Consider the following 24,591-nt stretch of genomic DNA (forward strand, 5'->3'; position numbering starts at 1 on the left):
GCGGAGGCTGCAGGTGACCGACATCCCGCGCGACCTCGAGGCCGAGATCGCGGAGCGACTGCTGGGTCGTCCCGCGACGATGGGGCGCCGCGAGATCAGCCGCGAGGCATCGGTGTCGGTGCAGTCGGCCCGCAAGTTCTGGCACGCCCTCGGCTTCCAGATCGTCGATGACGAAGACCTGATGTTCACCGAGGCCGACCTCGACGCCCTGCGGCGGGTGGCCGACCTCGCGCGCGACAACGATCTCGACGAGGACCTCGCGCTCGCGATGGCGCGCGCCTTCGCCCGCACCTCCGACCGTCTGGCCGTGTGGCAGACCCAGCTCGTGGCGGAGTACCTCACGCCGCCCGAGCAGGAGGCCGAGATCGGCGAGAAGGACGCGCGCTCCGTGCCCGACCGCGGTGTGGCCGAGGCAGCGGCGACGGCACTCGTCGACATCGTCGACCAGCTCGAACCCCTCATGGTCTACGTCTGGCGACGTCACCTCACCTCCGCGATCACGCGCATGCTCGCCGACGCGCGCGACACCGACCACGACCCGAGCGCGCCACTGCGGGTCGTCGGGTTCGCCGACCTCGTGAACTTCACCTCGCTCGTGCGCCGCATGACCGAGCGCCAGCTCGGGACTCTTGTGCAGCGGTTCGAGGAGCTGGCCAGTGACGTCGTCACCACCCACGGCGGACGCGTCATCAAGACCGTGGGTGACGAGGTGCTCTTCGTCCACGTCGACGCCGATGCCGCGGCCGCGATCGGCCTCGACCTCGTCGACGCCATGGGTGAGGACCCACTTTTGCCGGACGTGCGGGTCGGCATGGCCTACGGCAAGGTCATCAGCCGGCTGGGCGACGTCTTCGGGACGACGGTCAACCGCGCGAGCCGCCTCACGGCCGTCACCCCACCCGGTCGGGTGTTCGTCGACGACGAGGTGGCGCGCTCCCTCAGCACCCTCTCGGGCTTCGCGATGATCGAGCAGCGCCGCCGCCATCTGCGCGGGATCGGGACCATCACACCCTTTGAACTGGCCCGATCCAAGGGAGCGCGACGCGACCGGCCGTGGGATCAGCACGCGTGAATCACCCTGCGGCGACTAGCATCGCCGCATGACTCGTGTGCTGCTCGCCGAAGACGACCCGGCGATCTCGGAGCCCTTGGCCCGAGCCCTGCGTCGCGAGGGATACGAAGTCGAGGTCCGTGCGGACGGCCGCGAGGCGCTCGAGGCGGCCCGCGAGAATCCCGACCTCGTCGTTCTTGACCTCGGTCTGCCCACGATGGACGGGCTCGAGGTCTGCCGCCGCCTGCGCGGCGAGGGCCACACCGTCCCGGTGCTCGTGCTCACGGCGCGCGCCGACGAGGTCGACACGGTCGTCGGCCTCGATGCCGGTGCCGACGACTACGTCACCAAGCCGTTCCGACTCGCCGAGCTCCTGGCCCGTGCGCGTGCCCTGCTGCGCCGCGGCATCCCCGAGGCGGTTCCCACGGGGCAGGTCGACATCCGCGTGGATGCCGAGTCGCGCCGCGTCTTCCTCCACGACGAGGAGATCCAGCTCACCGCCAAGGAGTACGAACTCCTGCGGGTCCTCGCCCGCAACCAGGGCAAGGTCATCTCCCGCGAGCAGCTCATGCGCGAGGTGTGGGAGACCGCGTGGTACGGCTCGACCAAGACCCTCGACATGCACATCTCCGTCCTGCGCAAGAAGCTCGGGGACGACGCCATGCAGCCGCGCTACATCACGACGATCCGCGGCGTCGGCTTCCGGTTCGACCCTGCGGGGGAATGACCGCGCATGCGTCGCCTCCTCCTGAGGTCAACGCTGGCGGCGGTCGGCGCCGCACTGGCCCTCCTCGGGGTGCCGCTCTTCGCCCTCGGAGTCATCGTGGCGACGGCGCCCGCGGAGAGGCGGGCCCGCCTCGTCGAGCGCACGTCCGGCCTGCAGGGCGTGCTGATCCTGTCGAGCCTTGTCATTGCCCTGGTGCTCCTCGGCCTCGCGGCCGGTTGGTTCGTGGCGCAACGCCGGGCGCGGCTCCTCGGTGACCCCCTGACTGCGCTCGCCGACCGTGCCGAGCGGCTCGGTGCGGGCGAGTCCCGCTTCCTGCCGCTCGACTCCGGCATCGGCGAGCTCGACCGGATCAGCGACGTCCTGTCACGCACGGCCACCCAGGTGACCCGCAACCTCGCCGCCGAGCGGGACTTCGCCGCCGATGCCTCGCACCAGCTCCGCACGCCGCTCACCGCGCTGCTCATGCGACTCGACGAGATCGCCTCCACCGACGACCTCACCGTCGTGCAGGAGGAGGCACAGGTCGCCATCGCGCAGGTGGATCGGCTCAGCAAGGTCGTCGACGACCTCATGGGCCGCACCCGCGTCAGCGACCCGACCCGTCCCAGCGTGTCCCTCGATGCGGTGCTCGCCTCGCTCCAGCGGGAGTGGCAGCCGGCTTTCGCGGCGTCAAAGCGAAGCATGCGCATCCACGGTGAGCGCGGCCTGCGGGTGCGGGCGACGCCCATGGCCCTGGGTCAGATCGTCTCCACGCTCATCGAGAACGCCCTCGCGCACGGTCGTGGCACGGTGGACATCGCCGCCCGTCGCGCCGGACCATCCGTCGTCATCGAACTCGGTGACGAGGGCACGGGCGTGCCACCGGCGATCGCGCCGCACATCTTCGAGCGCTCGGTCTCATCGTCCGGATCGGGGCTCGGGCTGACCCTGGCCCGCGACCTCGCCGAGGACAACGGCGGTCGACTCGAGCTGGTGAGCACGCAGCCTGCGGTCTTCGCGGTCTTCCTCTCCGAAGCCGACGACTGACCGAAGGTGCGCCGCAAGCGCGAACCTGCTGGACGGCATACCCGCCATTCGTGACCTATTGGTCGAGTGTTGGCGTGTCGTCGTCCGTGCCGCGTCTGTCGGCCAGGGGGGACTGGTCGACATCGAGTGGCTCCCCGGCAAAGACGAACCGGCGGTAGGCCCAGAAGCGGAAGAGCGTGCCCAGGCCGATCCCGACGATCTTGGCCACGTTGTCGGCCGTGAGTGACTCGTAGCCGAGGACGTAGTTGGAGAACGCCACCGCTGCAGCCTGGATGAGCAGGGCGACGCCGTTGGTGCCGGCGAAGAGCGCGGCCTCGTGGTGGGCCGGCCGGTTGCGTCGGTGGCGGAAGGTCCAGGCCCGGTTGCCGACCCACGCGAACGCCGTGGCGATCGAGGCCGAGATGATGACCGCAGCGGTCGGCTTGTCCTCAAGGATCGTGTGCCGCAGCAGGTTGAAGCTGCCCATGTCGATGACGAACGCGATCACGCCGATGACACCGAACTTGATGACCTCGCGATAGAGGACATCGACGGCTCCGCGGAGCCGGGCGATCGGGCCCCTGGGAGGCGTCGTGGACGTCACCGGGCGAGCGTAGCCGTCGAACCCTGCCATCGGTCCCTCGCCCGAGAAGATCCCGGTATGCCGGGTGCTCACCGCACGCCGATATCCTCCCGGAGTGACTTCCCCCCAGCGTGCGCCCGGAGGATTCCCCGTTGTCGGCATCATCGGGGGTGGTCAGCTCGCCCGGATGTGCGCCGGACCTGCGGTTGAGCTCGGGCTCACGCTCAGCGTCCTGGCCGAAGCGCCCGACTCCAGCGCCGCGCTGGTCATCCCTTCGGCGCCGGTGGGTGAGCACACCGACGTCGAGGCTGTCCTCGCGTTCGCCCGTGAGTGCGACGTCGTGACCTTCGACCACGAGCAGGTCCCCGCCGAGGTGCTCGCCGCGCTCGTCGAGGCCGGCGTCCGGCTGCACCCGACCCCCGAGGCGCTCGTCTTCGCCCAGGACAAGCTGGCCATGCGTGAGCGGCTCACGGCGCTCGGCATCCCGTGCCCGCGCTGGGTGCCGGCCCACACCGCCGCCGACGTCGAGGCGTTCGGTGCCGACGTCGGCTGGCCGATCGTGGCCAAGACGCCTCGCGGCGGCTACGACGGCAAGGGTGTGCGGGTCATCGACTCCGCCACCGACCTCACCGACTGGCTCGAGCGGGCCGCCGCTGAGGACTCCCCACTGCTGCTGGAGGAGAAGGTCGGCTTCACCCGTGAGCTGGCCGTGCTGCTCGCTCGCAGCCCTTCTGGCCAGGCTGCTGCGTGGCCCGTCGTCGAGACGGTCCAGACCGACAGCATCTGCACCGAGGTCATTGCCCCGGCGGCCGACCTCGACCCCGACCTCGCGGCCCGAGCCACCGAAGCCGGTTTGCGCATCGCCGGCGAGCTCGGTGTCACCGGAGTCCTGGCCGTCGAGCTGTTCGAGCTGCCGGGTGGCGAGTTCGTCGTCAACGAGCTCGCGATGCGCCCGCACAACAGTGGTCACTGGTCCATGGACGGTGCGATCACCGGCCAGTTCGAGCAGCACCTGCGCGCCGTGCTCGACCTGCCCCTCGGCTCGCCGAAGCCGCGCCACCGGTGGACGGTGATGGGCAACATCCTCGGCGGGGAGCACCCGGACCTCTACCCGGCATACCGTCATGTCATGGCGCGTGACCCGGAGATCAAGGCGCACCTCTATGGCAAGGGGGTGCGGCCCGGTCGCAAGATCGGGCACGTCAACGTGAGCGGCAACGATCTCGCCGACCTGCGCGAGCGGGCGCGGCACGCGGCTGACTACATCGAGGGAGCGGTGCAAGAGTGAACAGCATGACGAATTCCGCGGATCATCCCGTCGTCGGGGTTGTGATGGGAAGTGACAGCGACTGGCCCGTCATGGAGGCGGCTGCCAAGGCGCTCGAGGACTTCGGCATCGCCCACGAGGTCGATGTCGTCTCGGCCCACCGGATGCCGGACGAGATGATCGCCTACGGCCAGCAGGCCGAGGAGCGTGGACTGCGCGTCATCATCGCCGGCGCCGGGGGAGCGGCCCACCTGCCCGGCATGCTGGCGTCGGTGACCTCGCTGCCGGTCATCGGGGTGCCGGTGCCGCTGAAGTACCTCGACGGCATGGACTCCCTGCTCTCGATCGTCCAGATGCCCGGCGGCGTGCCGGTCGCGACCGTGTCCGTCGGGGGAGCGCGCAACGCCGGTCTCCTCGCGGCCCGCATTCTCGGTGCCGGTGAGGGTGACGAGGCCGCACGCATCCGCGCGGCGATGGCGGACTTCCGGGTCAGCCTGCGCGACGAGGCGCACGCCAAGGGGCAGGCCCTGCGCGACCGCCGCCGTTCCTAGACCCCGACGGATTGCGCAACAAGTCGGACGTCAGCGGGCTGAGCCCTCACCCTTGACGCGGGGCCACTCGATCTTGGGGCACGTGTCCATGACGACGTCGAGCCCGGCGGCGCGAGCCCGAGCCGCAGCCGGCTCGTCGATGACGCCCTGCTGCATCCAGATCGCGTCGATCTGCAGCCGGTCCTTGTGCTCGATCGCCTGGTCGACCACGGCACCGACATGTTCGGAGTTCACGAAGCAGTCGATGACCTTGATGTCCTGGTCCGGGATGTCCGCGAGGCTCGCGTAGCCCTGTGCCCCATGCACGGTCTCAGCCTTGGGATGCACGGGGATGATCCCCTTGTTCAGCTCGTGCTTGAGCCACTGCGAGACGCCGTATGCCGGCCGCTCCACGTGGTTGCTCAGTCCCACGACCACCCACACACCGGGGTCGTTGAGGAGTTCGCGGATGAGATCAGGGTCGTTGCGCTGTCGGAAACTCACGTTTGCATCATGCACCTCGCGCGGGGGCTTGCGGGGGAGGGTGCGGACGGGTTGAGTGAAGACCATGCGATTCGGACTCTTCATTCCCCAGGGCTGGCGTCACGATCTTGTCGGCATCGATCCGGAACTCCACTGGGGCGTGATGGCAGGACTCGCACGGCGAGCGGACGGCATACGCGACTGGGAGTCGATCTGGGTCTACGACCACTTCCACCCGGTGCCGTACCCGACGCAGGAGGCCGTGCACGAGGCGTGGTCGCTCATGGCGGCGTTCGCCGGGGTCACCGGCCGGGTCCGGATCGGCCAGATGTGCACCTGCATGAGCTATCGCAACCCGGCCTACCTCGCCAAGGTCGCGGCGACGGTCGACGTCATCTCCGAGGGCCGCCTGGAGATGGGGATCGGCGCCGGTTGGTACGAGCACGAGTGGCGCGCCTACGGCTACGGCTTCCCGGGCGCGGGCGAGCGACTCGAGCGGCTGCGGGAAGGCGTGGAGATCTTCCAGCAGATGTGGACGACCGGAACGGCAACGTATGCCGGCAAGCACTATCAGGTCGACGGCGCCATGTGCTTCCCACGACCGTTGCAGGGCACCGCTTTTGACGGTTCCGAGCGCAACGGGATCCCGATGTGGATCGCGGGCGGAGGGGAGCGCAAGACGCTGCGGATCGCCGCCGAGTACGCCGACTACACCAACTTCCTCGGCACGGTCGATGTCTTCAAGGCCAAGAGCGACATCCTCAGGCAGCACTGTGCCGACATCGGGCGGGACTTCGACACGATCACCCGGTCCTCGAACTTCAACGTCGTCATCGGTCACAACGCCAAGGAGGTCGAGGAGCGCTTCAGGTGGATCGAGAACCACCTCCGCAGCGCCGGGGTGCCCGAGGCCGACGTCGCCCGCTCCCTGCAGACCTACCGGGAGAGTCCGACGGTCGGCACGCCGGACCAGGTCGCCAGTGCGCTCGCGGACCTCGAGGACCTCGGCATGGCCTACGCGATCACGAACTTCGTCGAGTCCGCCTACGACCTGTCAGGTGTGGAGCTGTTCGAACGCGAGGTCATCCCTGGCTTGCGGTGATCACGGATAGGCGCACGCCCCTGACCGGCGCGGCTTCTGGATTTTCCGGGAGCGTCGGTAGCATGTCCGCCCGATGACTACTCCTGACGACACGCTGGCACCGGCGGGTTCACGGCGACTGCGCCGACCCGAGGTGGCTTCCGACTTCCGCCCCGACATCCAGGGGCTGCGTGCCATCGCCGTCGGTCTCGTCGTGCTCTACCACCTGTGGCCCACACGTCTCTCGGGTGGATACGTCGGCGTCGACGTCTTCTTCGTCATCTCCGGGTTCCTCATCACCTCGCACATCCACCGTGAGATCGCGTCGACCGGCCACCTCAAGGTCACCCGGTTCTGGGCCCGGCGCATCCGGCGGCTCCTGCCGGCCAGCCTCCTCGTGCTCGCCGTCTCGGGACTGGCCGTCTTCACCCTCACCCCGAGCACGACGTGGGCCCAGTCGGCCCACGAGATCGGGGCGAGCGCGCTCTACGTCCAGAACTGGCAGCTCGCGACGTCAGCCGTGGACTACATGGCGCTCGACAACGTGCCCACCGTCGCCCAGCACTTCTGGTCTCTCTCGGTCGAGGAGCAGTTCTACGCGGTGTGGCCCGTCCTCATCCTCGGGTTGCTCATCGTCATGAGGATGCGCGGCCACAAAGATGCCCGCAAGGCCATCGTCGCGGGCCTCACCGTCATCCTGGTCGCGTCGCTCGTGTGGTCGATCGTGTCCACCCGACAGGACCAGGCGTTCGCCTACATGAGCACGTTCACCCGGGTGTGGGAGTTCGCCGCCGGTGGTGTGGCGGCGATGCTGCTCACCCGGATCGGCCGACCCGTCGACAGCGTCCTCGCCTGGCTCGGCGTGGCCTCGATCGTCGGCTCGGGCTTCGCCCTCAGCGAGACCAGCCTCTTCCCCGGCTGGCTGGCCCTGTTCCCCGTGCTCGGCACGGTCGCCCTGCTCCTCGCGGGTTCCACGACGGTCGTCGGTCGAGTCCTCGGAACGCGTCCCATGACCTTCATCGGCGACATCTCCTACTCGATCTATCTCGTGCACTGGCCGATCATCGTCGTGCTGCCGCACCTGACGGGGCACCCCCTGCGCTGGGTCGAGAAGCTCGGCATCCTCGTCCTCACCCTGGCCCTGGCGTGGCTGTCGAAGACCTACGTCGAGGACCCCCTGCGCACCCGACCGCTGCTGGCCAAGGCGCCCCGCCGGGCCTTCGCGTTCGCGGTCGTGGGCATGGCGCTCGTCGTCGGCCTCACCGCCACATGGAGCATTGCGCTCGACCGCCGCGAGGCCGTGGCCAAACAGGTGGCTTCGGACCGGCTCACCGGTGGCGACCCGTGCATCGGCCCGGGGGCACTCGTCCCCGGCAACGCCTGCGGCCCGGTGGCGGGTGACGGGCCGCTCGTCGCGCCGCCGGAGGTCGTCATCACCCAGAACAAGTCAGACCTCCTGCGGAAGTGCCAGCAGTCGCTCGGCGACTCGTTCCTGCTCGACTGCGTCGTCGGCGATCGCTCGGGCCGCAACGGGACGATCGCCCTCGTCGGCGACTCGCACGCGGGTGCCTTCGTCCCCATGGTCGACGAGCTCGGGAAGCGTCGGGGCTGGAAGGTCATCGTCCAGACCAAGGGATCCTGCCCGTCGACCGACGCAAAACGAGTCCTGGCCACCGAGACCTCCGACCAGCGGCAGGCGAGCTGCACGGCATACAACGAGGCCGTCGACCAGCAGATCCTTCGGGACACATCGATCTCGTTGGTCCTGGCCAGCTCGTACACGAGTGCTTATGAGTGGCTCGGCGCCAACGGATCGAAGGGCGCCAGCGCAGGGCGCGACGGCTATGTCTCGCGCTACACGCGCTGGGTCGACGCGGGCAAGAACGTGGTGGTGATCGCTGACGTCCCGCGTCCGGCCAGTGGCCTCGTCCCCAACTGCATCGCGGGCAACGCCGGGCATCCTGAGAAGTGCGCGATGCCCAGGGGCGCGGCCGTCGTACCCGACCTTGCGGCCGCAGCGGCTCGCTCCGTCGACATCCCGGTCATCGACCTCACCGACCTGTTCTGCGACCTGACTTCCTGCTTCAGCCAGATCGGTGACGTCATCGTCTACAAGGACCGCAGCCATCTCAGCACCGAGTACTCGACGCTGCTGGCGTCCTTCGTGGACGAGCGGCTCGGCGACGTGCCAGCCGCTTCGCGACGTGGTCGGTGACACAGCAGATCGGGCGAGGGCGCGGCATACGCGTCGATAGGATCACCGGGTGACTGCATCGAGCGACTTCCCCCTGTTCCAGATCAACGAGGACCACGAAGCGATTCGTGAGGCAGTCCGCGACCTGGCAGCGGCCAAGATCGCGCCGTTCGCGGCAGCGGTCGACGAGGAGGCCCGCTACCCGCAGGAGGCGCACGACGCGCTCGTGGCGTCCGACTTCTTCGCCCCGCACGTCGGGGAGGAGTACGGCGGTGTCGGCGCCGACGCCCTCGCGACGTGCATCGTCATCGAGGAGGTGGCCCGCGCCTGCGCGAGCTCGTCCCTCATCCCGGCCGTCAACAAGCTCGGCTCGATGCCGGTCATCCTCGGCGGCAACGAGGAGATCAAGCGCAAGTACCTCACGCCGCTGGCTGCAGGAGAGACGTCGTTCTCGTACGGACTGTCGGAGCGCGAGGCCGGCTCGGACACGGCGAGCATGAAGTGCCGCGCCAAGTTGGACAAGTCAGCCGGCGATGACAGCTGGGTTTTGAACGGGCAGAAGTCGTGGATCACCAACGCCGGTGTCTCCGACTACTACACCGTCCTCGCGGTCACCGACCCTGACGGCACTCGTGGCAACAACATCAGCGCGTTCGTCGTCGAGAAGTCCGACGAGGGCTTCACCTTCGGTGAGAAGGAGCGCAAGCTCGGCATCAAGGGCAGCCCCACGCGCGAGCTGATCTTCGACAACGTGCGCATCCCCGGCGACCGCATCATCGGTGCGCCCGGCGAGGGCCTCAAGATCGCGCTGCGCACGCTCGACCACACCCGCGTCACGATCGGCGCCCAGGCGGTCGGCATCGCACAGGGAGCCCTCGACCACGCGCTCGCCTACGTCAAGGAGCGCAAGCAGTTCGGCAAGAACATCGCCGAGTTCCAGGGCATCCAGTTCATGCTCGCCGACATGGCGATGGAGCTCGAGGCCGCCCGCCAGATGGTCTACGTGGCGGCAGCCAAGTCCGAGCGCGGCGACGCAGACCTGTCCTTCTTCGGGGCAGCGGCCAAGTGCTTCGCCTCAGACGTCGCGATGAAGGTGACGACCGACGCCGTGCAGCTGCTCGGTGGCGCGGGCTACACCCGTGACTTCCCGCTGGAGCGGATGATGCGCGACGCCAAGATCACCCAGATCTACGAAGGCACCAACCAGGTGCAGCGCATCGTCATGGCACGCCAGCTGCTCAAGGGCTGACCGCGACCGACCGCACGTGGATGCGATACTGCATCCCGTCCTAGCCGCCGTCGGGAGCGAGTCATGCCGGAGTCATCCACCGAGCCGATCCATCCCCTGCTGACCGATCTGCGAGCCGTGACCGGCGTGCCGTGGACGGCCGAGCAGGTCGAGGCGCTCGCGACCGTCGGTCCCGGTGAACCCGCAGCCACCGGCCGACCCACGCCAGCACCCGACGCCCTGCCCGACGGCGCGCGGCGACCGCACGTCGTCATGCTCGCGGGCAACACCATCACCGGTGACGCCCGCGTCATCAAGGCGATGAACACGGTGAACGGGTTCGGCGTCGACGTCACCGCCGTGGGCCTCATCCGTCCCCGGTTCACCCCGGAGGACGACCTCGGCAACGGCATGAAGATCATCCGCGTCGCGCCCGGCAACAGGGTCTCGAGCAGCGGCGCCCGCGCCCGGTGGAAGCGGGCCCGCAACGGCCTCGGCGAGCTGGGCACCGCGGTGGCCCCGTGGTTCACCAACGCCGACGACTACAAGAACGCCGTGGCCCGCTGGGAGCACCGCACCCGCGAGCTGTCGGCCGACCGCGGACAGGCCCTGCGTCGCGCCGGTGAGGCCGGAACCTCCGCTCAGCCGACGGGTGCCGCACGGGCCCGCCAGGCCGCGACGTGGCGCTGGCTCAAGGCCGAACGCGTCCTGCTCAAGGGCCGGGCCGCTCCCGTGAAGCTGTCCTCGGTGCGCCAACGTCGCGCTGCGGCGACCGACACCGGTGTGGGTCGCCGTCGTGAGGCGCTCATCAAGGCCTACACCGCGGTGCCCGGCCTGGGCCGGTGGAAGAGCGTCCTGCCCGAGATCATCGACCAGGACCTGGCCATCGCCCCGGTCCTCGCGCGCCTCGAGCCCGACGTCATCCACGTTCACGACGTCTTCATGATCGGCATCGCCGTGCGCGCCGCCCAGCGGGCCGCCCTCGCCGGCCGCACGGTCAAGGTCGTCTACGACGCGCACGAGTTCGTCCCGGGGCTGGCCATGGTCCCGCCGAAGCAGGTCGCGGCCTACGCGGACCTCGAACGCAGCTTCATCCACGAGGTCGACCGGGTCATCACGGTCTCGCCCGAACTCGCCGACCTCCTGGAGCGCACCCACTCCTTGGCAGAGCGGCCCGACGTCGTCCTCAACGCACCGATCGCCGACGATCGCGCGACCCGGGTCGTCGGGGTGCGCGACGTGTGTGGCCTCGGCCCGGACGTGCCCCTCGTGGTCTATGGCGGTGGGGTGCACGCCGCCCGTGGGGTCCAGACGGTCCTCGGCGCCCTCGAGCTGCTCCCCGACGTGCACCTGGCGATCGTCGTCCGAGGCATGTACGCCTACTCCAAGGAGCTGCGAGCAGCGGCCGACAAGGCCGGCTACGGCGACCGGGTGCACTTCGCGCCGTTCGTTCCGCCGGCGTTCGTCCCGCGCTACCTCTCCTCGGCGACGATCGGCGTCAGCCCGTTGCTGCACGCGATCAACCACGACGTCGCCATCACCAACAAGTTCTGCGAGTACCTCCAGGGCGGCCTGCCCATCGTCACGAGTGACACGCCGGCCCAGGCCGACCTCGTCAACGAGCTCGGACTCGGCGAGGTGCACATCGCTGGCGACGTCAGTGACTGCGCGCGAGCCATCGAGGCCGGACTGGCCAAGGCTCCCGAAACCCGGCGACGCATCGAGGGTGACGCCGAGCTGCGCCACCGCTTCTCGTGGAGTGCGCAGGCGCAGACGCTGCGCAGGGTCTTCGACGAGGTCCTTCCCGACGGGCTGCCGAGCCAGGCGTGGGCCGAGGGCGCGACCGAGGTGCGCGAGCTGCGCGGTCAGTGACGACCCGGCATACCCAAGAAACGACGTGGAGTATGCCGTTCGCTCGCCTTCGCGAGCGGGCTCAGCCTGAGGGCTTGCCGTCCGTGCCTGCGGGTGGGGCCTCGAGCGGCTGGTCCTCGCGCAGCATCGTGAACAGGGCCTGCGCCCGATCGCTGTTCCACTTGACCGCCAGCCCGGCGCGGGTCTCGTAGGCCGTGTCCTGCAACGGCACCGTGAGGCTGAGGGTGGAGTCGTTCCCGGCGCCTCGCATGGCGAGCAGGATGTTGGCCGCGTCCTTCATCGAGGTGTCCTGGCCGACACCGACGGCACCGGCCGACGTGTGCGTGAAGGACCAGTAGCGGAACGGGTTGAGGACGGTCGACGGGGTCGCCGCACCCTTCATGATCGCGGCCAGGAACTGGCGCTGACGCTCGGCCCGGCCGATGTCGCCGCGGATGTCGGAGTGTCGGGCGCGCACGAAGCCGAGGGCGTTCTTGCCGTCGAGGGTCTGGCACCCCTTCTTGAGGTTGATGTGGGCCTGCTTGTCGTCCATGTCGAACGGCACGCAGATGTCGACACCGCCAAGGCTGTTGACGACGGAGGCAAACCCTCCGAAACCGATCTCGAGGTAGCCGTCGATCCGGAGGTTGGTCACCTGCTCGAGCGTCTGGATGAGGAGCTTGGGGCCACCGATGGAGTAGGCCGCGTTGACCTTGTTGCTGCCCTTGCCCGGGATCGGCATGTAGCTGTCGCGGGGGATCGAGATGATGACGGACTTGCCGGCACCCGAGGGAACGTGGATCAGCATGATCGAGTCGGTGCGCTGCCCCTCGGCGCTGCCCGTGCCGAGCTCGTTGCGCTCGGCGCGGGTCAGCTGGTCGCGTCCGTCCGAGCCGACGAGGAGGTAGGTGTTGCCCGGTGTCTCGGCGGGGCGGTCGCCGGACGGCGCGTCGTCGACCCGGGAGACGGTGTTCCACGCGTGGAAGGGCGTGATGACGAGGAAGGCGAGCCAGAGGAGGACGACCACGGGGATGAGCCGCCACAGGCGCCGGCGACGACGTGGCTGGCCCTCCTCGAGGGGCTCTGCCATGGGCCGACCGCCGCGCGGAGGACCTTGGGGTCGTGCGACGGGTTGCCGGGGCGGGGCCTGACGCGGATCGCGTTCGCCCCGGGCGGGCCGCTCTCCAGCAACGCCACGGCGCGCGGTCTCCTGGGGGCGGGGCTCGCGTCGCGCCGGTCGGGCCGGGGCACCGGTCTGGGCGGAGGGACGGGGGCGAGCGGGTCGTCGGCCACGGGTGTCGACGGTGTAGACATCGTCGTCGTCGATGTCGTCGCGAGGTGGACGACGTGGCCGACCCTGCTGAGGGATCGGTCGGACGTCGTCTCCACGAGGCGGGCGTTCAGACACGGACCCATACTCCGCCGACGCTACCCACGGAAGCAAAACGGCGCGCCGACCCCTACCCGCCGGTCGTCGTGGCTCGTTGGGGGATGATCGACGCGATGAGCGAGCATTCCCGCCCCGACGGCGACCCCCAGGACAGCGTCTCAGCAGAGCCGCCGGTGAGCGTGGTCATTCCCGTCCTCAACGAGGGACGCCACCTGCGTGACGCCGTGAACCAGGTTCTCGCGCAGGAGTATGCCGGTGACCTCGAGGTCGTTTTGGCCCTCGGTCCGTCGAACGACGACACCGATGCCGTGGCCGCCGACCTCGTCGCCGCTGACCCGCGTGTGCGCACCGTCGTCAACCCCTCGGGCCGGACCCCGTCAGCCCTCAACGCGGCCATCGGGGCTGCCCGCCACGAGATCATCGTCCGCGTCGACGGCCACGCCGAGATCCCGTCCGACTACGTCGCGACCGCGGTGCGGACCCTCCACGAGACCGGTGCCGACAACGTCGGCGGCCTCATGAAGGCCGTGGGCACGTCGGCGTTCGAGAAGGCCGTGGCCTGCGCCATGCGCAGCCGCATCGGAGTCGGTGGCGGGACGTTCCACATCGGTGGGGGAGCCGGGCCGGTCGACACCGTCTACCTCGGTGCGTTCCTTCGCGGCGCCCTCGAGCGGGTCGGCGGATACGACGAGCGCTACACGCGCACGCAGGACTGGCACCTCAACCTCAAGCTCCGCCAGAGCGGCGGCACGATCTGGTTCACCCCCGACATGGAGGTGACCTACCGGCCGCGGCCCACGGTCAGGGCGCTCGCTCGCCAGTACTTCCAGTACGGCCGGTGGCGTCGCGTGGTCGCGCGGGAGCACCCGGACACTGTGAATGCCCGTTATCTCGCACCCCCCGTCATGGTCGCCGGCACCACGATGGCGACCCTGCTGGGGCTCGTGTGGCCGCCAGCGCTCCTGGTGCCCACGGCATACGCCGCAGGCATCGCATTCGGCGGCCTCGCCATCAGCGGGGGTGAGTCGGCCCGGACCCGCGCCCTGACGCCGGTCGTCCTCGCGACCATGCACTGGTCGTGGGGCGTCGGGTTCCTCACGAGCCCGAGGTCCCTCGGCCAGGAGCAGCCATGACGTCCCGCGGACACCAGGTCGACCTCACCGGGCGCACCATCCTCATGCTCGTGTGGACCGGTGTCGCCACGGACACCCGCGTGCTCCGAGAGGCCACGACCCTCGTGTCGGCCGGCGCTCGGGTCCACATCATCGGCCGCGCCGTCCCTGCAGACTTCGTGCCACCCGACGGGGTCACCGTCGACAGCGCAGGTCAGGCACCCTCGGCCGCGACGCGGCGCCGCGAGCTCACCGCACCCGAACGCCTCGCACGTTGGGCGCTGCTGCCGATTCACGTCCGACGCCGCTACACCGCGTGGCAGCGCGAAGCCACCACCCTGGCGTTCGACTGGTCGAGCCAGCACGAGGTCGCGCCCGACGTCGTCCACGCCCACGACTTCACCGCCCTGTCGGTCGGCCACGCCCTGGCAGAGAGCTGGGGAGTGCCGCTCGTCTACGACACGCACGAGTACTGGGTGGGTCGGCCCGTCGAAGGGCGCCCGGCTCCGCTGATCCGCCGGAGCGAGGCGAGCAGCGAGGACGCGCTCGTCCGGGACGCGGCAGCAGTCATCACCGTCGGCGACGGTGTCGCAGGTGCCCTGCGCGCGGACCACCCGACCTGGCCCGAGGTCACCGTCGTGCGCAACACCTTCCCGCTGCGCGCCGACCTGCCTGCGATCGACCAGGCCGACCCGCCGAGGCGACTGGTCTATGGGGGGCGGCTCGCGGCATACCGGGAGCTTGAAGTCATCGCCGCGGCGAGTGAGCGTTCGGCGCTGCCCATCACGGCACTCGGCCCGGCGGACGAGGAATGGCTGCGGACGTTCGACGCCAGGGCGATCGAGGTGCTACCCGCCGAGCCGCTCACCGCACTCGACGCGCGGCTGCGGGAGGCGGGCGCGGCGCTCGTCACGCACAGCGACACGTGGCTCAACCACCGCCTTGCCATGCCCAACAAGCTCTTTCACGCCGTGAGCCTCGGGCTGCCCGTCGTGGCCACCGACGTGGGCGACCTGGGTGCCCTCGTGCGTCGGCACGGCCTCGGCACGCTCTACGCCCCGGGCGACGCCGACGGCCTCGTGCGAGCCATCGACGAGCTCCTTGCCCACCACTCGACCTTCGTCGCGGCCGCCGCCGCAGCGCGAGCATCGCTGTCGTGGAGCGCCGACAGCGACGCGCTCCTCGGGGTCTACGCGGGGGTGCTCTGAGTCTCGTGCGACTCCACTACACTCGCGGAGTCGAAGCGTGCCAGCGTCTTCGGCTCGGAGAGCGAGGATGATGAGCACCGACAACAAGGTCGTGGCCAGTGAACAGGAAAACGAGTTCACCACCACCCACCATGTCTATGAACCGCACCGGGCGGGCATTCCGCCGATCCGCAACTACGCCATCGAGCTGTGGCGTCGTCGCGAGTTCGCCTCGGAGATGTCCAAGGCGACGCTGCGCGGTGCCAACACCCTGACCGTCTTCGGACAGTTGTGGCTCATCCTCAACCCGCTGCTCCTCGCGGCCGTGTACTTCCTGCTCGTCCAGGTGCTGTCCGGTGGTGCGCGCGGAGGGATGGAGTACTTCGCCCAGCTCTGTGGCGGACTCTTCACCTTCTACTTCATCGCGGGATCGATGTCGACGGGCGCCGCGTCTGTGGTCGGTGGCGGAAAGTTGCTGCTCAACACGGCCTTCCCGCGACTGCTCATGCCGTTCTCGGCCGTGCGCACGGCGTTCTTCCGGTTCCTGCCGACGCTGCCGGTCTACGCGTTGTTCCACATCATCGCTGGCCTGGGTTTCCACCCGTCGATGATCTTTGCCCTCTACTTCCTGTTGCTCATCGTGATCTTCGGCATGGGCATTGCTGCCTTCTTCGCGACCATCCAGGTCTACTTCCGCGACACCACGGCGTTCATGCCGTACTTCAACCGCATCTGGCTCTACACGTCGCCCGTGATCTGGTCGATCGAGCAGGTGCCCGCCAAGTTCCTCAAGGTGCTGTCCATCCTCGAGTACGCCAACCCGCTGCACTCGATGCTCGGCGGTTTCACCCAGTGTCTCGTCAACGGCGACGTTCCCGAGCTGCACACGTGGGTGACCGCGACCATCTGGTCCTTGGTCGCCTTCGCCATCGGTTCGCTGTTCTTCATGTCTAGGGAGCGTGAGTTCGCTGTCCGCCTCTGAATCCACCACGACGCCGCTCCCCCCGGTGGCCGCGGGCAAGCCGCTCACGGTCAAGGTCGAGAACCTGTCGATCACCTATAAGACCACCTTCGAGCGGGTACCCACGTTCAAGAACGCCGTCACGCGCTTCGGCCGCGGACAGCGATCCCTCGTCGAGGTCCACGCGCTCAAGGACGTCTCGTTCGACGTCCCCGACGGCACCGCCCTCGGCATCATCGGCAACAACGGTGCTGGCAAGTCGACCCTGATGCGTGCGCTCGCCGGCATCCTGCCGCCCAACAAGGGGCGCATCGAGGTCCACGGTCGCATCAGCCCGCTGCTCTCCCTGGGCGTCGGCTTCAACGCCAACCTCTCGGGCCGCGAGAACATCATCCTCGGCGGACTCGCCAGCGGTCTGTCGCGGGCGCAGGTCGTGGCGCGTGCCGAGGACGTGACCAAGTTCGCCGGGCTCGAAGAGTTCATCGACGCGCCCATGCGCACCTACTCCTCGGGCATGTACAGCCGACTGGCGTTCTCGGTCGCCGTGCACATGGACCCGGACATCCTCATGATCGACGAGGCACTCTCGGCCGGCGACGCGACGTTCAAGACCAAGGCCGCCGAGAAGATGGGCGAGCTGCGGGAGAACGCCCGAGCCTTCTTCCTCGTCAGCCACTCGCTCAACTCGATCAAGCAGTTGTGCAACGACGCGATCTGGCTCCACAAGGGCGAGCTGATGATGCGCGGGACACCGGAAGAGGTGTGCGCGGCCTACACGAAATTCGTCCAGGTCGGTGACTCCGCTGTCATCCTCGAGGACCTCTGACCGCGTGCCCGTAGACGTCAGCTTCGTCACGAGCGGGCACGACGTCGCGGATGCGCGCCTCCACCGGCTCGCTGCGGCGGCCCGACGAGCCGGGCTCACGATCGAGGTTTTGGGTCTGGGGTCGGCAAGTGACGCGCCCCGGGCCGACTTCGTCACCGCGACGCCTCGTGGATCCTTCGCGAGGCGAGCCCTCCTGGCCGTCCGCTATGCCCTGCGGGCTCGCGGACGGGTGCTCGTCGCCCTGGACCCCGATTCGCTCCTGGCCTGTCTCGCGGTGTCGCGGCCTCGTGGTCGGCGCGTGGTCGCGGACATCCACGAGGACTACGAGGCGCTGCTGTCCGACCGTGCCTGGGCGCGCGGGTTCAAGGGCGCGATCGCGGCACGCCTCGCCCGGGCAGCGACCGAAGCCGCCCGACACGCTGACCTCGTCCTCGTGGCGGATGCGCACATCCCACCGCACGACGTGGCCGATCGGCTGGTCGTCCGCAACGTCCCCGACCTGGCGATGATGCCCGAGCCCAGCGAGCTCGACGACGTTCCTCGGGCCATCTACATCGGCGACGTGCGACGGTCCCGCGGGCTGCAGGCCATGCTCGACGCCGTCGAAGGATCGCCGAGCTGGCATCTGGACGTCGTGGGCCCCGTGGCCGCCGCTGATGCACCTGACGTGACCGAGGCCGAGCTGGAACGTCGGGGACTCGCCCACCGCGTGCGCTTCCACGGTCGTCAGCCACCGGAGAAGGCCTGGCGGCTCGCTGACGGCGCCTGGTGTGGCCTCGCCCTGCTCGAGGACACCCCCGCGTTCCGGGATGCGGTTCCGAGCAAGCTCTATGAGTACCTCGGCAGTGGGCTGGCCGTGGTCGTCACCAACCTTCCCCGCCAACGACAGCTCGTCGAGCACATCGGGGCAGGAGCAGTCGTGGCCGCAGATGCCCGTGCCGGCGCGGAGTGCGCGAAGGTTCTGGCCGGGTGGGCCTTGGACGAGGCCGACATCGAGCGTCACCGCAGCCAGGCTCGACGGTGGCGTGAGGTCGCCCTGGAGACCGGCGGCTATGACGAGGCGGTGCGAGCCCTCGGCGCGCTCGCGGGTCGTCCCGAGATCAGCTGAGGCCACCGTCGCGCTTGAGTGCGACGAGGCGAGCGCCCGCGGGGATCCCGACGACGACATCCGGTCCGGCAATGCGGCGGGCCAGCAGCCACGCGGCCCGTTGCGAGTTCTGGTCGAGGGCCACGACGAGGTCGGCGCCCTCGACGGCCCGACGCACGACGGGGCTGCGGCTGCAGCCCAGCGCGAAGTGGGTCGCGAGTCCGCCGGGGGTGATCGCGGCGCGGAGCCGGCGCACCTTCGTGCTGGCGCCGATCCGTTGGGCGACGGGATGACCCTGGACGGAGAGGCGGGCGCGGTTCGCCCGCCACTTCACGGCATGGCCGACACGCCGAGTGCCGGTGCGCACGACCGCCGCGTCGTCCTGATCGTCCTGGTCGTCCCGATCTTCGGGGTCAGCGAAGGAGTCGTCCTCGATCGACGCGTCATCCGCCGGGTCGGCGACAGCGACGTCGGGGGCGGTGGCGTCGTCGGCAGGGGAGGAGGTCGTCTCAGGTGGTGCCTGCTCCACGGGGTCGACCCGCGCAAAACGCACCTTGCCCGTGGGAGACAGGATCGGGCCCACGACGAGGTGTTGGGCGACGCGGAGCCGTCCGATCGGCGGATTCCACGTGACGACGGTGAGGTCCTGGGCGTCGCCCGGATCGAGTCCGAGCTCAGCGCGGCTGGTGTCGATCATGTGGGCGCGCAGACGTCGTGTGCTCAGCAGGACAACCTTCATGCCATCACCTCCGGTTCGGTGGCGGGGGACTGCCAGCCAAGCAGGTCGGCCATCGCATCGAGCCGCGGGTCGAGCTGGAGCTCACGAGAGTATTGGCGGGAGAAGTCGGCGCAGGCTGACCGCACTTCGGCCGACGCGTTCCTCGCGGCGGCGGCAGCCTCCTGGAGTGCCCGGGCCACGGTCTCGGGCTCGAGGTCGGTCACCGGGAACCACAGCGGATAGCCCTGGAGCACGTCCTTGGCGGCGTTGTCGGGGCTGTGCACCGACACGATCGGCAGGGCCGCGGCGGTGTACTCGAAGACCTTGCCGCTCGTGACGTAGCGCCCGGCTCCGAGGATGAGCAGGGTGGCGTCGAAGGTCGAGTAGACGTCCTTGACCTGGCCCTTGGGCAATGGCCCCCGGTAGACGACCCCGTCGTCGGCGTGGTCCTCGATGAGGTCGACAAGGTCCTGGCTCGGGCTTCCGTAGTAGCCGAGGTAGCCCCAGATCTCAGCGGTCGCCCCGGCGAGCTCGGGTGATCGCGATCGGGCGAGACGCCACCCGGCTGCGAACTCGGCCAACGGCACCTTGCCGCTCACGGTGCCGATGTAGCCGAACCGAAGCGGGGCGCCAGCCTCGGGCGAGTGTGGCTGGGAGGAGGGTGCGAGATCCGGGTCGTAGCCGTTGGCGACGACGTACATCTTGTTGGCCGAGGTCGGGTAGCGCTTCTGGTGCCACACGCGGATCGGCTCGTTGACGAACCAGATCTCGGTGGCGTTGGCCACGAAGCGACGTTCGAGCTTGGAGACTCGTGATCCCTCGTCGTGCAGGAGCCCGCCGTCGAAGACATCGAGCATCCACGCGTCGCGGTAGTCCATGACATAGGGAACGTCGGCAACGCGGTGGAGGTGATCCGCGACAGCGAAGTCCACGTTGGGGTTGGCCGAGGCCACGACAAGGTCGACCGGGTCGCTGGCGTGGATGCGGTCCGCCGCTGCGAGGAGCGGCTTCTTCCACGGACCGTAGGACTTCTCGGGAAAGTCCATGACGTCGAGGCGCAGCCGTGCACGCCGCCAGACGCGCGGAGCGAAGGCGCGCAGTGGACTCCACTCGCGCACGTCCATCTCGAGGTGGGGCCAGGAGAAGGGCACCCGGACGACCTCGACGCGGGGATCGACCAGCGCTTCGAGTGAGGTGTCGGCGCCGGTGAACTTGATGAACGTCTCACGCGTGGCTGTCAGGACCGTGACGCGAAAACCTTTGGCCGCCAAGCCATTGACCGTCGCCAGGGCGCGGTAGACACCCCCGCCACGGCACGGCGGGAAGCCCCAAGCGACGTAGAGGACGTGCGGGGCGGAGCCGGGGGCGGCCATGTGACGGGTCTCCTTGACGGGTCTGGGCAGGTCCCGGATCGGGGACGGGCGTGCCGCCTAGACTAGGGCACCATGTCAGCCCAGCAAGGTCCGGGAGACCCGACCCCGCCGGATGCCGCAGGCACGCGCCTGCTCGTCGCGGCCGCCAACTTCGCAGGTCAGGGCAGGGCCTGGGCCGATGCTGCGGGGAGCATCCCCGACATCTCGGCGACGAGTTTTGCCGTGGAGGACCCGACCGGTCTGACCCTGCCCGCGCACCACTTCGTGGGCAAGGAGCAGTTCGCCGATCCGCAGTGGGCGGCCACCCACGAGGAGTGGGTCAGGAGTTTCACCCACGTCCTCATCGAGGCGGGGCGCCCGGTGACCGGCCTGGTCCACGGACTCGACGCCTACGGCGATGCCGACGTGCTCGGTGCGGCCGGTGTGCGGGTGGGCATGGTGGCCCACGGCTCCGACGTGCGGCGCCCCGACCGGCATGAGGCGATCGAACCGGACTCGCCCTTCCCCCGGGTCTCGGCGAGGATCCGTGCGACCCGTCAGAAGTACGCCGACCGCATCGCCCCCCTCATGGACGCCGCCCAGTGGTCCTTCGTCTCGACCCCTGACCTGGTCGACGATGTTCCGCGAGCGCGGTGGTTGCCGGTCGTCGTCGACGTGGAGCGCTGGTCCGGTGACGAGATCGGCGCCCGTGATCGTGGTGTGGCACCGGTCGTGAGCCACATCCCGTCGAACGCCATGTGGAAGGGCACCGAGCTCGTCGAGCCCGTCCTCGAAGAGCTCGCCGCCGCGGGGCACATCCAGTACCGCCCCGTGCGCGGCGTCCCTCAACCCGAGATGCCCGCTGCGATTGCGGCCAGCGAGATCGTGCTCGACCAGTTCGCGTTGGGCAGCTACGGCGTGGCGGCCGTCGAGGCCATGGCGGCCGGTCGGGTCGTGGTCGGGCACGTCCGTCCAGAGGTGCGCGCCCGGGTCCTGGCTGCCACGGGCCTGGAGCTTCCGGTCGTCCAGGCGAGGGCGGCCGAGGTCGCTGACGTGCTGCGAGACCTCATCGACGACCCCGCCCGTTGCCGCGAGGTGGGGGAGGCTGGAGCCGTGTTTGCCCGGGCGGTGCACGACGGCCGCGCCTCGGCGCTCGTCCTCGAGGGCTATCTCCATGGTCCCGAGGTGCGCGTCGGTTCGCGGGCGGATCAGCACACGCCGTAGCCTGAGCCGCGATCCATCTCAACAAAGGAGCACGAGTGGCAGTCAGAATCCAGGACAGCGCGGACGTCTCGCCCGACGCACACCTCGGCGACGGAACCTCGGTCTGGCACCTGGCCCAAGTGCGTGAACAGGCGGTCCTGGGCGAGAACTGCATCGTCGGTCGCGGCGCCTACGTCGGCACCGGAGTCCAGATGGGCAACAACTGCAAGCTGCAGAACTACGCACTCGTCTACGAACCCGCGGTTCTCGAGGACGGCGTCTTCGTCGGCCCGGCCGTGGTGTTCACCAACGACCACTTCCCGCGCTCCATCGACCCCGACGGCACGCTCAAGCGCGGTGACGACTGGGAGGCCGTGGGTGTGACCTGCAAGCAGGGATCGTCGATCGGCGCCCGCTCGGTCTGCGTCGCTCCCGTGACCATCGGGCGCTGGGCGCTCGTGGCGGCCGGGTCGGTCGTCACCAAGGACGTCCCCGACTTCGCGCTCGTCGCGGGGGTGCCCGCTCGGCGGATAAGGTGGGTCGGCCGTGCCGGTGTCCCGCTGGAAGCCGGCAACGAGCCCGGAACCTGGGTCTGCCCCAAGACTGGCGACACCTACATTGAAGACAACGAGAGCCTGACGGAGGCCCCGAAGTGAACGAGTTCATCCCCCCGGCAAAGCCCCTCATCGGAGACGAGGAGCGCGCCGCTGTCGACCGCGTCATGCGCAGCGGCATGCTCGCTCAGGGCCCTGAGGTCAAGGCGTTCGAGGAGGAGTTCTCCGCCCACTTCGAGCTCGGCCGCCCCTGCGTCGCCGTCAACTCCGGCACGAGCGGGCAGCACCTCGGTCTGCTGTCGAGTGGCGTCAAGGCTGGCGACGAGGTCATCGTCCCGTCGTTCACCTTCGCCGCGACCTGCAACTCGGTTGCGCTGACCGGCGCCACGCCGGTCTTCGCCGACATCGACGCCGACGACTTCTGCATCTCGCCGGCCGCCATCGAGGCCAACATCACCGACAAGACCGTCGGCATCATGCCGGTCCACCTCTATGGCCACCCGGCCAAGATGGACCAGATCATGGCGATCGCCGACAAGCACGGCCTTCAGGTCTACGAAGACGCAGCCCAGGCCCACGGCGCCTCGCTGAACGGCACTCCGGTCGGTGCCTTCGGCACGTTCGCGATGTTCTCGCTCTACCCGACCAAGAACATGACCTCGGGTGAGGGCGGCATGGTCTCCATCGCCGACCCCGAGATCGAGCGGCTCATGCGTCTCTACCGCAACCAGGGCATGGAGAAGCAGTACCACAACGAGGTCGTCGGCTTTAACACCCGCATGACCGACATCCACGCCGCCATCGGCCGCGAGCAGCTCAAGAAGGTCGGTGCCTGGACCAAGACGCGTCAGGAGAACGCCACCTTCTTCAGCGCCAACCTCGAAGGTGTCACGACGCCGCCGGTCGCCGATGGCGCCGTGCACGTCTACCACCAGTACACCGTGCGTGTCCCCGAGGGCCGTGACGGCTTCGCCGCCGCCCTCAAGGAGCAGTACAACATCGGATCGGGCATGTTCTACCCGGTGCCCAACCACCAGCTCAAGCCGTTCGTGGGAGACACAGCGGATGTCGATCTTCCTGAAACGATGAAGGCTGCGGCCGAGTGCCTGTCCCTCCCGGTCCACCCCTCGCTCAGCCAGGGTGACCGTGAGCGCATCGTCGAGGCCGTCAACGCGCTCGCCAAGGCAGGTGCCTGATGGCCAACCTGCGCGCTGGCCTCATCGGCCTCGGCATGATGGGCCGCCACCACGGTCGCGTCCTCGCCAGCCTTCCGGGCGTCGACCTCATTGCCGTGGCCGACCCGGGCGGTGACGTCCACGGTGTCGCGGGCGGTCGCCCCGTCCTCGAGAACATCGAGCAGCTCATCGAGCAGGGCATCGACTACTGCATGGTCGCCGTCCCGACGATCTACCACGAGCAGGTTGGTCTCGCCCTTGCGGCGGCCGGCGTGCACGCGATCATCGAGAAGCCCCTCGCCCAGGACACCCCGGCCGCCACCAAGGTCGCCGAGGCGTTCGAGGCCAAGGGCCTCGTCGGCGCTGTCGGTCACATCGAGCGTTACAACCCGGCCCTCCAGGAGGCGCGTCGTCGCCTCGAAGCGGGCGACCTCGGTGACGTCTACCAGGTCTCGACCCGTCGTCAGGGCCCGTTCCCCGCGCGCATCGCCGACGTCGGCGTCGTCAAGGACCTCGGCACCCACGACATCGACCTCACTGCCTGGGTCACCCAGCAGACGTTCACCTCGGTCGCGGCCCGCACGGCGTTCAAGAGCGGTCGTGAGTTCGAGGACCTCGTCGCGGTCACCGGTCAGCTCTCCAACGGCGTCGTGACCAACCACCTCGTCAACTGGTTGTCACCGCTCAAGGAGCGCGTCACGATCATCACCGGTGAGAAGGGCGCGTTCGTCGCTGACACCCTCACCGCCGACCTCACCTTCTACGCCAACGGCGAGATCGAGACGACCTGGGACGACATCGCCCAGTTCCGCGGCGTCTCCGAGGGTGACGTCATCCGTTACGCCATCGCCAAGCCCGAGCCGCTGCGCGTCGAGCACGAGCAGTTCCGCGACGCGGTGCTCGGCAAGGATGCCGACATCGTCACGATGACGCAGGGTCTGCAGACCGTGCGCGTCGCCGAGGCGTGCATCGAGTCGGCGAAGACGGGCCAGACCGTCGCGCTCTGACGCACCTGAATGACGAACG

General features: G+C 69.3%; 23 protein-coding genes. 18 read left to right on the forward strand and 5 right to left on the reverse strand.

The window, feature by feature from the left end:
* Positions 1-13: 13 nt before the first annotated feature.
* From JNB_RS18055 to JNB_RS18065, 3 genes are read left to right on the forward strand one after another with little or no spacing between them, the layout of a single operon-like run.
* Entirely contained in the window at positions 14-1,072 is a 1,059-nt protein-coding gene (locus JNB_RS18055) for an adenylate/guanylate cyclase domain-containing protein (RefSeq protein ID WP_237700697.1), read from the forward strand.
* 28 nt (positions 1,073-1,100) lie between these two features.
* Positions 1,101-1,778, forward strand: coding sequence for a response regulator transcription factor (locus JNB_RS18060; protein WP_009777971.1), 678 nt, complete (start codon positions 1,101-1,103; stop codon positions 1,776-1,778).
* Between the two features lie 6 nt (positions 1,779-1,784).
* Positions 1,785-2,804: a sensor histidine kinase KdpD gene (locus JNB_RS18065; RefSeq protein WP_009777972.1), complete on the forward strand. Its 1,020-nt coding sequence runs from the start codon at positions 1,785-1,787 to the stop codon at positions 2,802-2,804.
* Between the two features lie 55 nt (positions 2,805-2,859).
* On the opposite strand, the gene JNB_RS18070 is transcribed toward JNB_RS18065, so the two are convergent.
* Positions 2,860-3,459 carry a GtrA family protein gene (locus tag JNB_RS18070; protein ID WP_237700699.1) on the reverse strand — a complete coding sequence of 200 codons (600 nt, stop codon included), beginning with the start codon at positions 3,457-3,459 and terminating at the stop codon, positions 2,860-2,862.
* 22 nt (positions 3,460-3,481) lie between these two features.
* On the opposite strand from JNB_RS18070, the gene JNB_RS18075 reads away from it, so the two are divergent.
* A complete protein-coding gene (locus JNB_RS18075; RefSeq protein WP_040883968.1) occupies positions 3,482-4,654 on the forward strand; it encodes a 5-(carboxyamino)imidazole ribonucleotide synthase in 1,173 nt (390 codons plus the stop codon).
* A 5-nt stretch (positions 4,655-4,659) separates the two neighbouring features.
* A complete protein-coding gene (gene purE, locus JNB_RS18080; protein WP_040885201.1) occupies positions 4,660-5,184 on the forward strand; it encodes a 5-(carboxyamino)imidazole ribonucleotide mutase in 525 nt (174 codons plus the stop codon).
* Between the two features lie 30 nt (positions 5,185-5,214).
* Here purE and JNB_RS18085 read toward each other — a convergent pair whose 3' ends face one another.
* Positions 5,215-5,733 carry a CoA-binding protein gene (locus tag JNB_RS18085; RefSeq protein WP_009777976.1) on the reverse strand — a complete coding sequence of 173 codons (519 nt, stop codon included), beginning with the start codon at positions 5,731-5,733 and terminating at the stop codon, positions 5,215-5,217.
* Here JNB_RS18085 and JNB_RS18090 point away from each other — a divergent pair.
* The 4 genes from JNB_RS18090 (at position 5,732) to JNB_RS20715 (ending at position 12,021) form a co-directional block, all read left to right on the forward strand.
* Entirely contained in the window at positions 5,732-6,748 is a 1,017-nt protein-coding gene (locus JNB_RS18090; RefSeq protein WP_040883969.1) for an LLM class F420-dependent oxidoreductase, read from the forward strand. The genes JNB_RS18085 and JNB_RS18090 overlap by 2 nt on opposite strands.
* A 73-nt stretch (positions 6,749-6,821) precedes the next feature.
* Positions 6,822-8,942: an acyltransferase family protein gene (locus tag JNB_RS18095; RefSeq protein ID WP_040883970.1), complete on the forward strand. Its 2,121-nt coding sequence runs from the start codon at positions 6,822-6,824 to the stop codon at positions 8,940-8,942.
* Positions 8,943-8,991: 49 nt separating this feature from the next.
* Positions 8,992-10,170: an acyl-CoA dehydrogenase family protein gene (locus JNB_RS18100; protein ID WP_009777979.1), complete on the forward strand. Its 1,179-nt coding sequence runs from the start codon at positions 8,992-8,994 to the stop codon at positions 10,168-10,170.
* A gap of 63 nt (positions 10,171-10,233) precedes the next feature.
* Positions 10,234-12,021, forward strand: coding sequence for a glycosyltransferase (locus tag JNB_RS20715; protein WP_009777980.1), 1,788 nt, complete (start codon positions 10,234-10,236; stop codon positions 12,019-12,021).
* Positions 12,022-12,082: 61 nt separating this feature from the next.
* Here JNB_RS20715 and JNB_RS18110 read toward each other — a convergent pair whose 3' ends face one another.
* The gene (locus JNB_RS18110; RefSeq protein ID WP_009777981.1) at positions 12,083-13,090 is read right to left on the reverse strand and encodes an LCP family protein; all 1,008 of its coding nucleotides are present in this window, start codon (positions 13,088-13,090) and stop codon (positions 12,083-12,085) included.
* Between the two features lie 413 nt (positions 13,091-13,503).
* Here JNB_RS18110 and JNB_RS18115 point away from each other — a divergent pair, with 413 nt between their 5' ends.
* The 5 genes from JNB_RS18115 to JNB_RS18135 all read left to right on the forward strand — a co-directional run bounded on the left by JNB_RS18115 (position 13,504) and on the right by JNB_RS18135 (position 18,584).
* Positions 13,504-14,523: a glycosyltransferase family 2 protein gene (locus tag JNB_RS18115; protein WP_148232507.1), complete on the forward strand. Its 1,020-nt coding sequence runs from the start codon at positions 13,504-13,506 to the stop codon at positions 14,521-14,523.
* Positions 14,520-15,710: a glycosyltransferase gene (locus JNB_RS18120; protein WP_009777983.1), complete on the forward strand. Its 1,191-nt coding sequence runs from the start codon at positions 14,520-14,522 to the stop codon at positions 15,708-15,710. The genes JNB_RS18115 and JNB_RS18120 overlap by 4 nt, the downstream gene beginning before the upstream one ends.
* A 70-nt stretch (positions 15,711-15,780) precedes the next feature.
* Positions 15,781-16,671 carry an ABC transporter permease gene (locus JNB_RS18125; RefSeq protein ID WP_148232508.1) on the forward strand — a complete coding sequence of 297 codons (891 nt, stop codon included), beginning with the start codon at positions 15,781-15,783 and terminating at the stop codon, positions 16,669-16,671.
* Positions 16,649-17,476 (forward strand): ABC transporter ATP-binding protein, encoded by an 828-nt coding sequence (locus tag JNB_RS18130; RefSeq protein WP_202795242.1) that lies wholly within the window; start codon positions 16,649-16,651, stop codon positions 17,474-17,476. The genes JNB_RS18125 and JNB_RS18130 overlap by 23 nt, the downstream gene beginning before the upstream one ends.
* A gap of 4 nt (positions 17,477-17,480) precedes the next feature.
* A complete protein-coding gene (locus JNB_RS18135; protein WP_009777986.1) occupies positions 17,481-18,584 on the forward strand; it encodes a glycosyltransferase in 1,104 nt (367 codons plus the stop codon).
* On the opposite strand, the gene JNB_RS18140 is transcribed toward JNB_RS18135, so the two are convergent.
* Together JNB_RS18140 and JNB_RS18145 are read right to left on the reverse strand one after the other, a co-directional pair.
* Positions 18,577-19,302, reverse strand: coding sequence for a hypothetical protein (locus JNB_RS18140; RefSeq protein ID WP_009777987.1), 726 nt, complete (start codon positions 19,300-19,302; stop codon positions 18,577-18,579). The genes JNB_RS18135 and JNB_RS18140 overlap by 8 nt on opposite strands.
* Positions 19,299-20,654 (reverse strand): glycosyltransferase, encoded by a 1,356-nt coding sequence (locus tag JNB_RS18145; RefSeq protein ID WP_009777988.1) that lies wholly within the window; start codon positions 20,652-20,654, stop codon positions 19,299-19,301. The genes JNB_RS18140 and JNB_RS18145 overlap by 4 nt, the downstream gene beginning before the upstream one ends.
* Positions 20,655-20,726: 72 nt before the next feature.
* On the opposite strand from JNB_RS18145, the gene JNB_RS18150 reads away from it, so the two are divergent.
* Genes JNB_RS18150 through JNB_RS18165 form a run of 4 tightly spaced genes read left to right on the forward strand, consistent with a single transcriptional unit; the run spans position 20,727 to position 24,572 of the window.
* A complete protein-coding gene (locus JNB_RS18150) occupies positions 20,727-21,857 on the forward strand; it encodes a glycosyltransferase family 1 protein (RefSeq protein WP_009777989.1) in 1,131 nt (376 codons plus the stop codon).
* 35 nt (positions 21,858-21,892) lie between these two features.
* On the forward strand, positions 21,893-22,492 hold the full coding sequence (locus JNB_RS18155; RefSeq protein WP_009777990.1) for an acyltransferase: 600 nt from the start codon (positions 21,893-21,895) through the stop codon (positions 22,490-22,492).
* Positions 22,489-23,586: a DegT/DnrJ/EryC1/StrS aminotransferase family protein gene (locus JNB_RS18160; RefSeq protein ID WP_009777991.1), complete on the forward strand. Its 1,098-nt coding sequence runs from the start codon at positions 22,489-22,491 to the stop codon at positions 23,584-23,586. Before JNB_RS18155 ends, JNB_RS18160 begins: the two co-directional genes overlap by 4 nt.
* The gene (locus JNB_RS18165; protein ID WP_009777992.1) at positions 23,586-24,572 is read left to right on the forward strand and encodes a Gfo/Idh/MocA family protein; all 987 of its coding nucleotides are present in this window, start codon (positions 23,586-23,588) and stop codon (positions 24,570-24,572) included. Before JNB_RS18160 ends, JNB_RS18165 begins: the two co-directional genes overlap by 1 nt.
* Positions 24,573-24,591: the final 19 nt, after the last annotated feature.

The organism is Janibacter sp. HTCC2649 (genome assembly GCF_000152705.1).
Lineage (GTDB): Bacteria > Actinomycetota > Actinomycetes > Actinomycetales > Dermatophilaceae > Knoellia.

What these genes read in the sequence shown, in the direction of transcription:
- JNB_RS18060 (WP_009777971.1), top strand. Translation starts at nt 1,101, where the DNA reads ATGACTCGTGTGCTGCTCGCCGAAGACGACCCGGCGATCTCGGAGCCC.
- JNB_RS18065 (WP_009777972.1), top strand. Translation starts at nt 1,785, where the DNA reads ATGCGTCGCCTCCTCCTGAGGTCAACGCTGGCGGCGGTCGGCGCCGCA.
- purE (WP_040885201.1), top strand. Translation starts at nt 4,660, where the DNA reads ATGACGAATTCCGCGGATCATCCCGTCGTCGGGGTTGTGATGGGAAGT.
- JNB_RS18090 (WP_040883969.1), top strand. Translation starts at nt 5,732, where the DNA reads ATGCGATTCGGACTCTTCATTCCCCAGGGCTGGCGTCACGATCTTGTC.
- JNB_RS18085 (WP_009777976.1), bottom strand. Translation starts at nt 5,733, where the DNA reads ATGGTCTTCACTCAACCCGTCCGCACCCTCCCCCGCAAGCCCCCGCGC.
- JNB_RS18095 (WP_040883970.1), top strand. Translation starts at nt 6,822, where the DNA reads ATGACTACTCCTGACGACACGCTGGCACCGGCGGGTTCACGGCGACTG.
- JNB_RS20715 (WP_009777980.1), top strand. Translation starts at nt 10,234, where the DNA reads ATGCCGGAGTCATCCACCGAGCCGATCCATCCCCTGCTGACCGATCTG.
- JNB_RS18110 (WP_009777981.1), bottom strand. Translation starts at nt 13,090, where the DNA reads ATGGCAGAGCCCCTCGAGGAGGGCCAGCCACGTCGTCGCCGGCGCCTG.
- JNB_RS18115 (WP_148232507.1), top strand. Translation starts at nt 13,504, where the DNA reads ATGAGCGAGCATTCCCGCCCCGACGGCGACCCCCAGGACAGCGTCTCA.
- JNB_RS18120 (WP_009777983.1), top strand. Translation starts at nt 14,520, where the DNA reads ATGACGTCCCGCGGACACCAGGTCGACCTCACCGGGCGCACCATCCTC.
- JNB_RS18125 (WP_148232508.1), top strand. Translation starts at nt 15,781, where the DNA reads ATGAGCACCGACAACAAGGTCGTGGCCAGTGAACAGGAAAACGAGTTC.
- JNB_RS18140 (WP_009777987.1), bottom strand. Translation starts at nt 19,302, where the DNA reads ATGAAGGTTGTCCTGCTGAGCACACGACGTCTGCGCGCCCACATGATC.
- JNB_RS18145 (WP_009777988.1), bottom strand. Translation starts at nt 20,654, where the DNA reads ATGGCCGCCCCCGGCTCCGCCCCGCACGTCCTCTACGTCGCTTGGGGC.
- JNB_RS18150 (WP_009777989.1), top strand. Translation starts at nt 20,727, where the DNA reads ATGTCAGCCCAGCAAGGTCCGGGAGACCCGACCCCGCCGGATGCCGCA.
- JNB_RS18165 (WP_009777992.1), top strand. Translation starts at nt 23,586, where the DNA reads ATGGCCAACCTGCGCGCTGGCCTCATCGGCCTCGGCATGATGGGCCGC.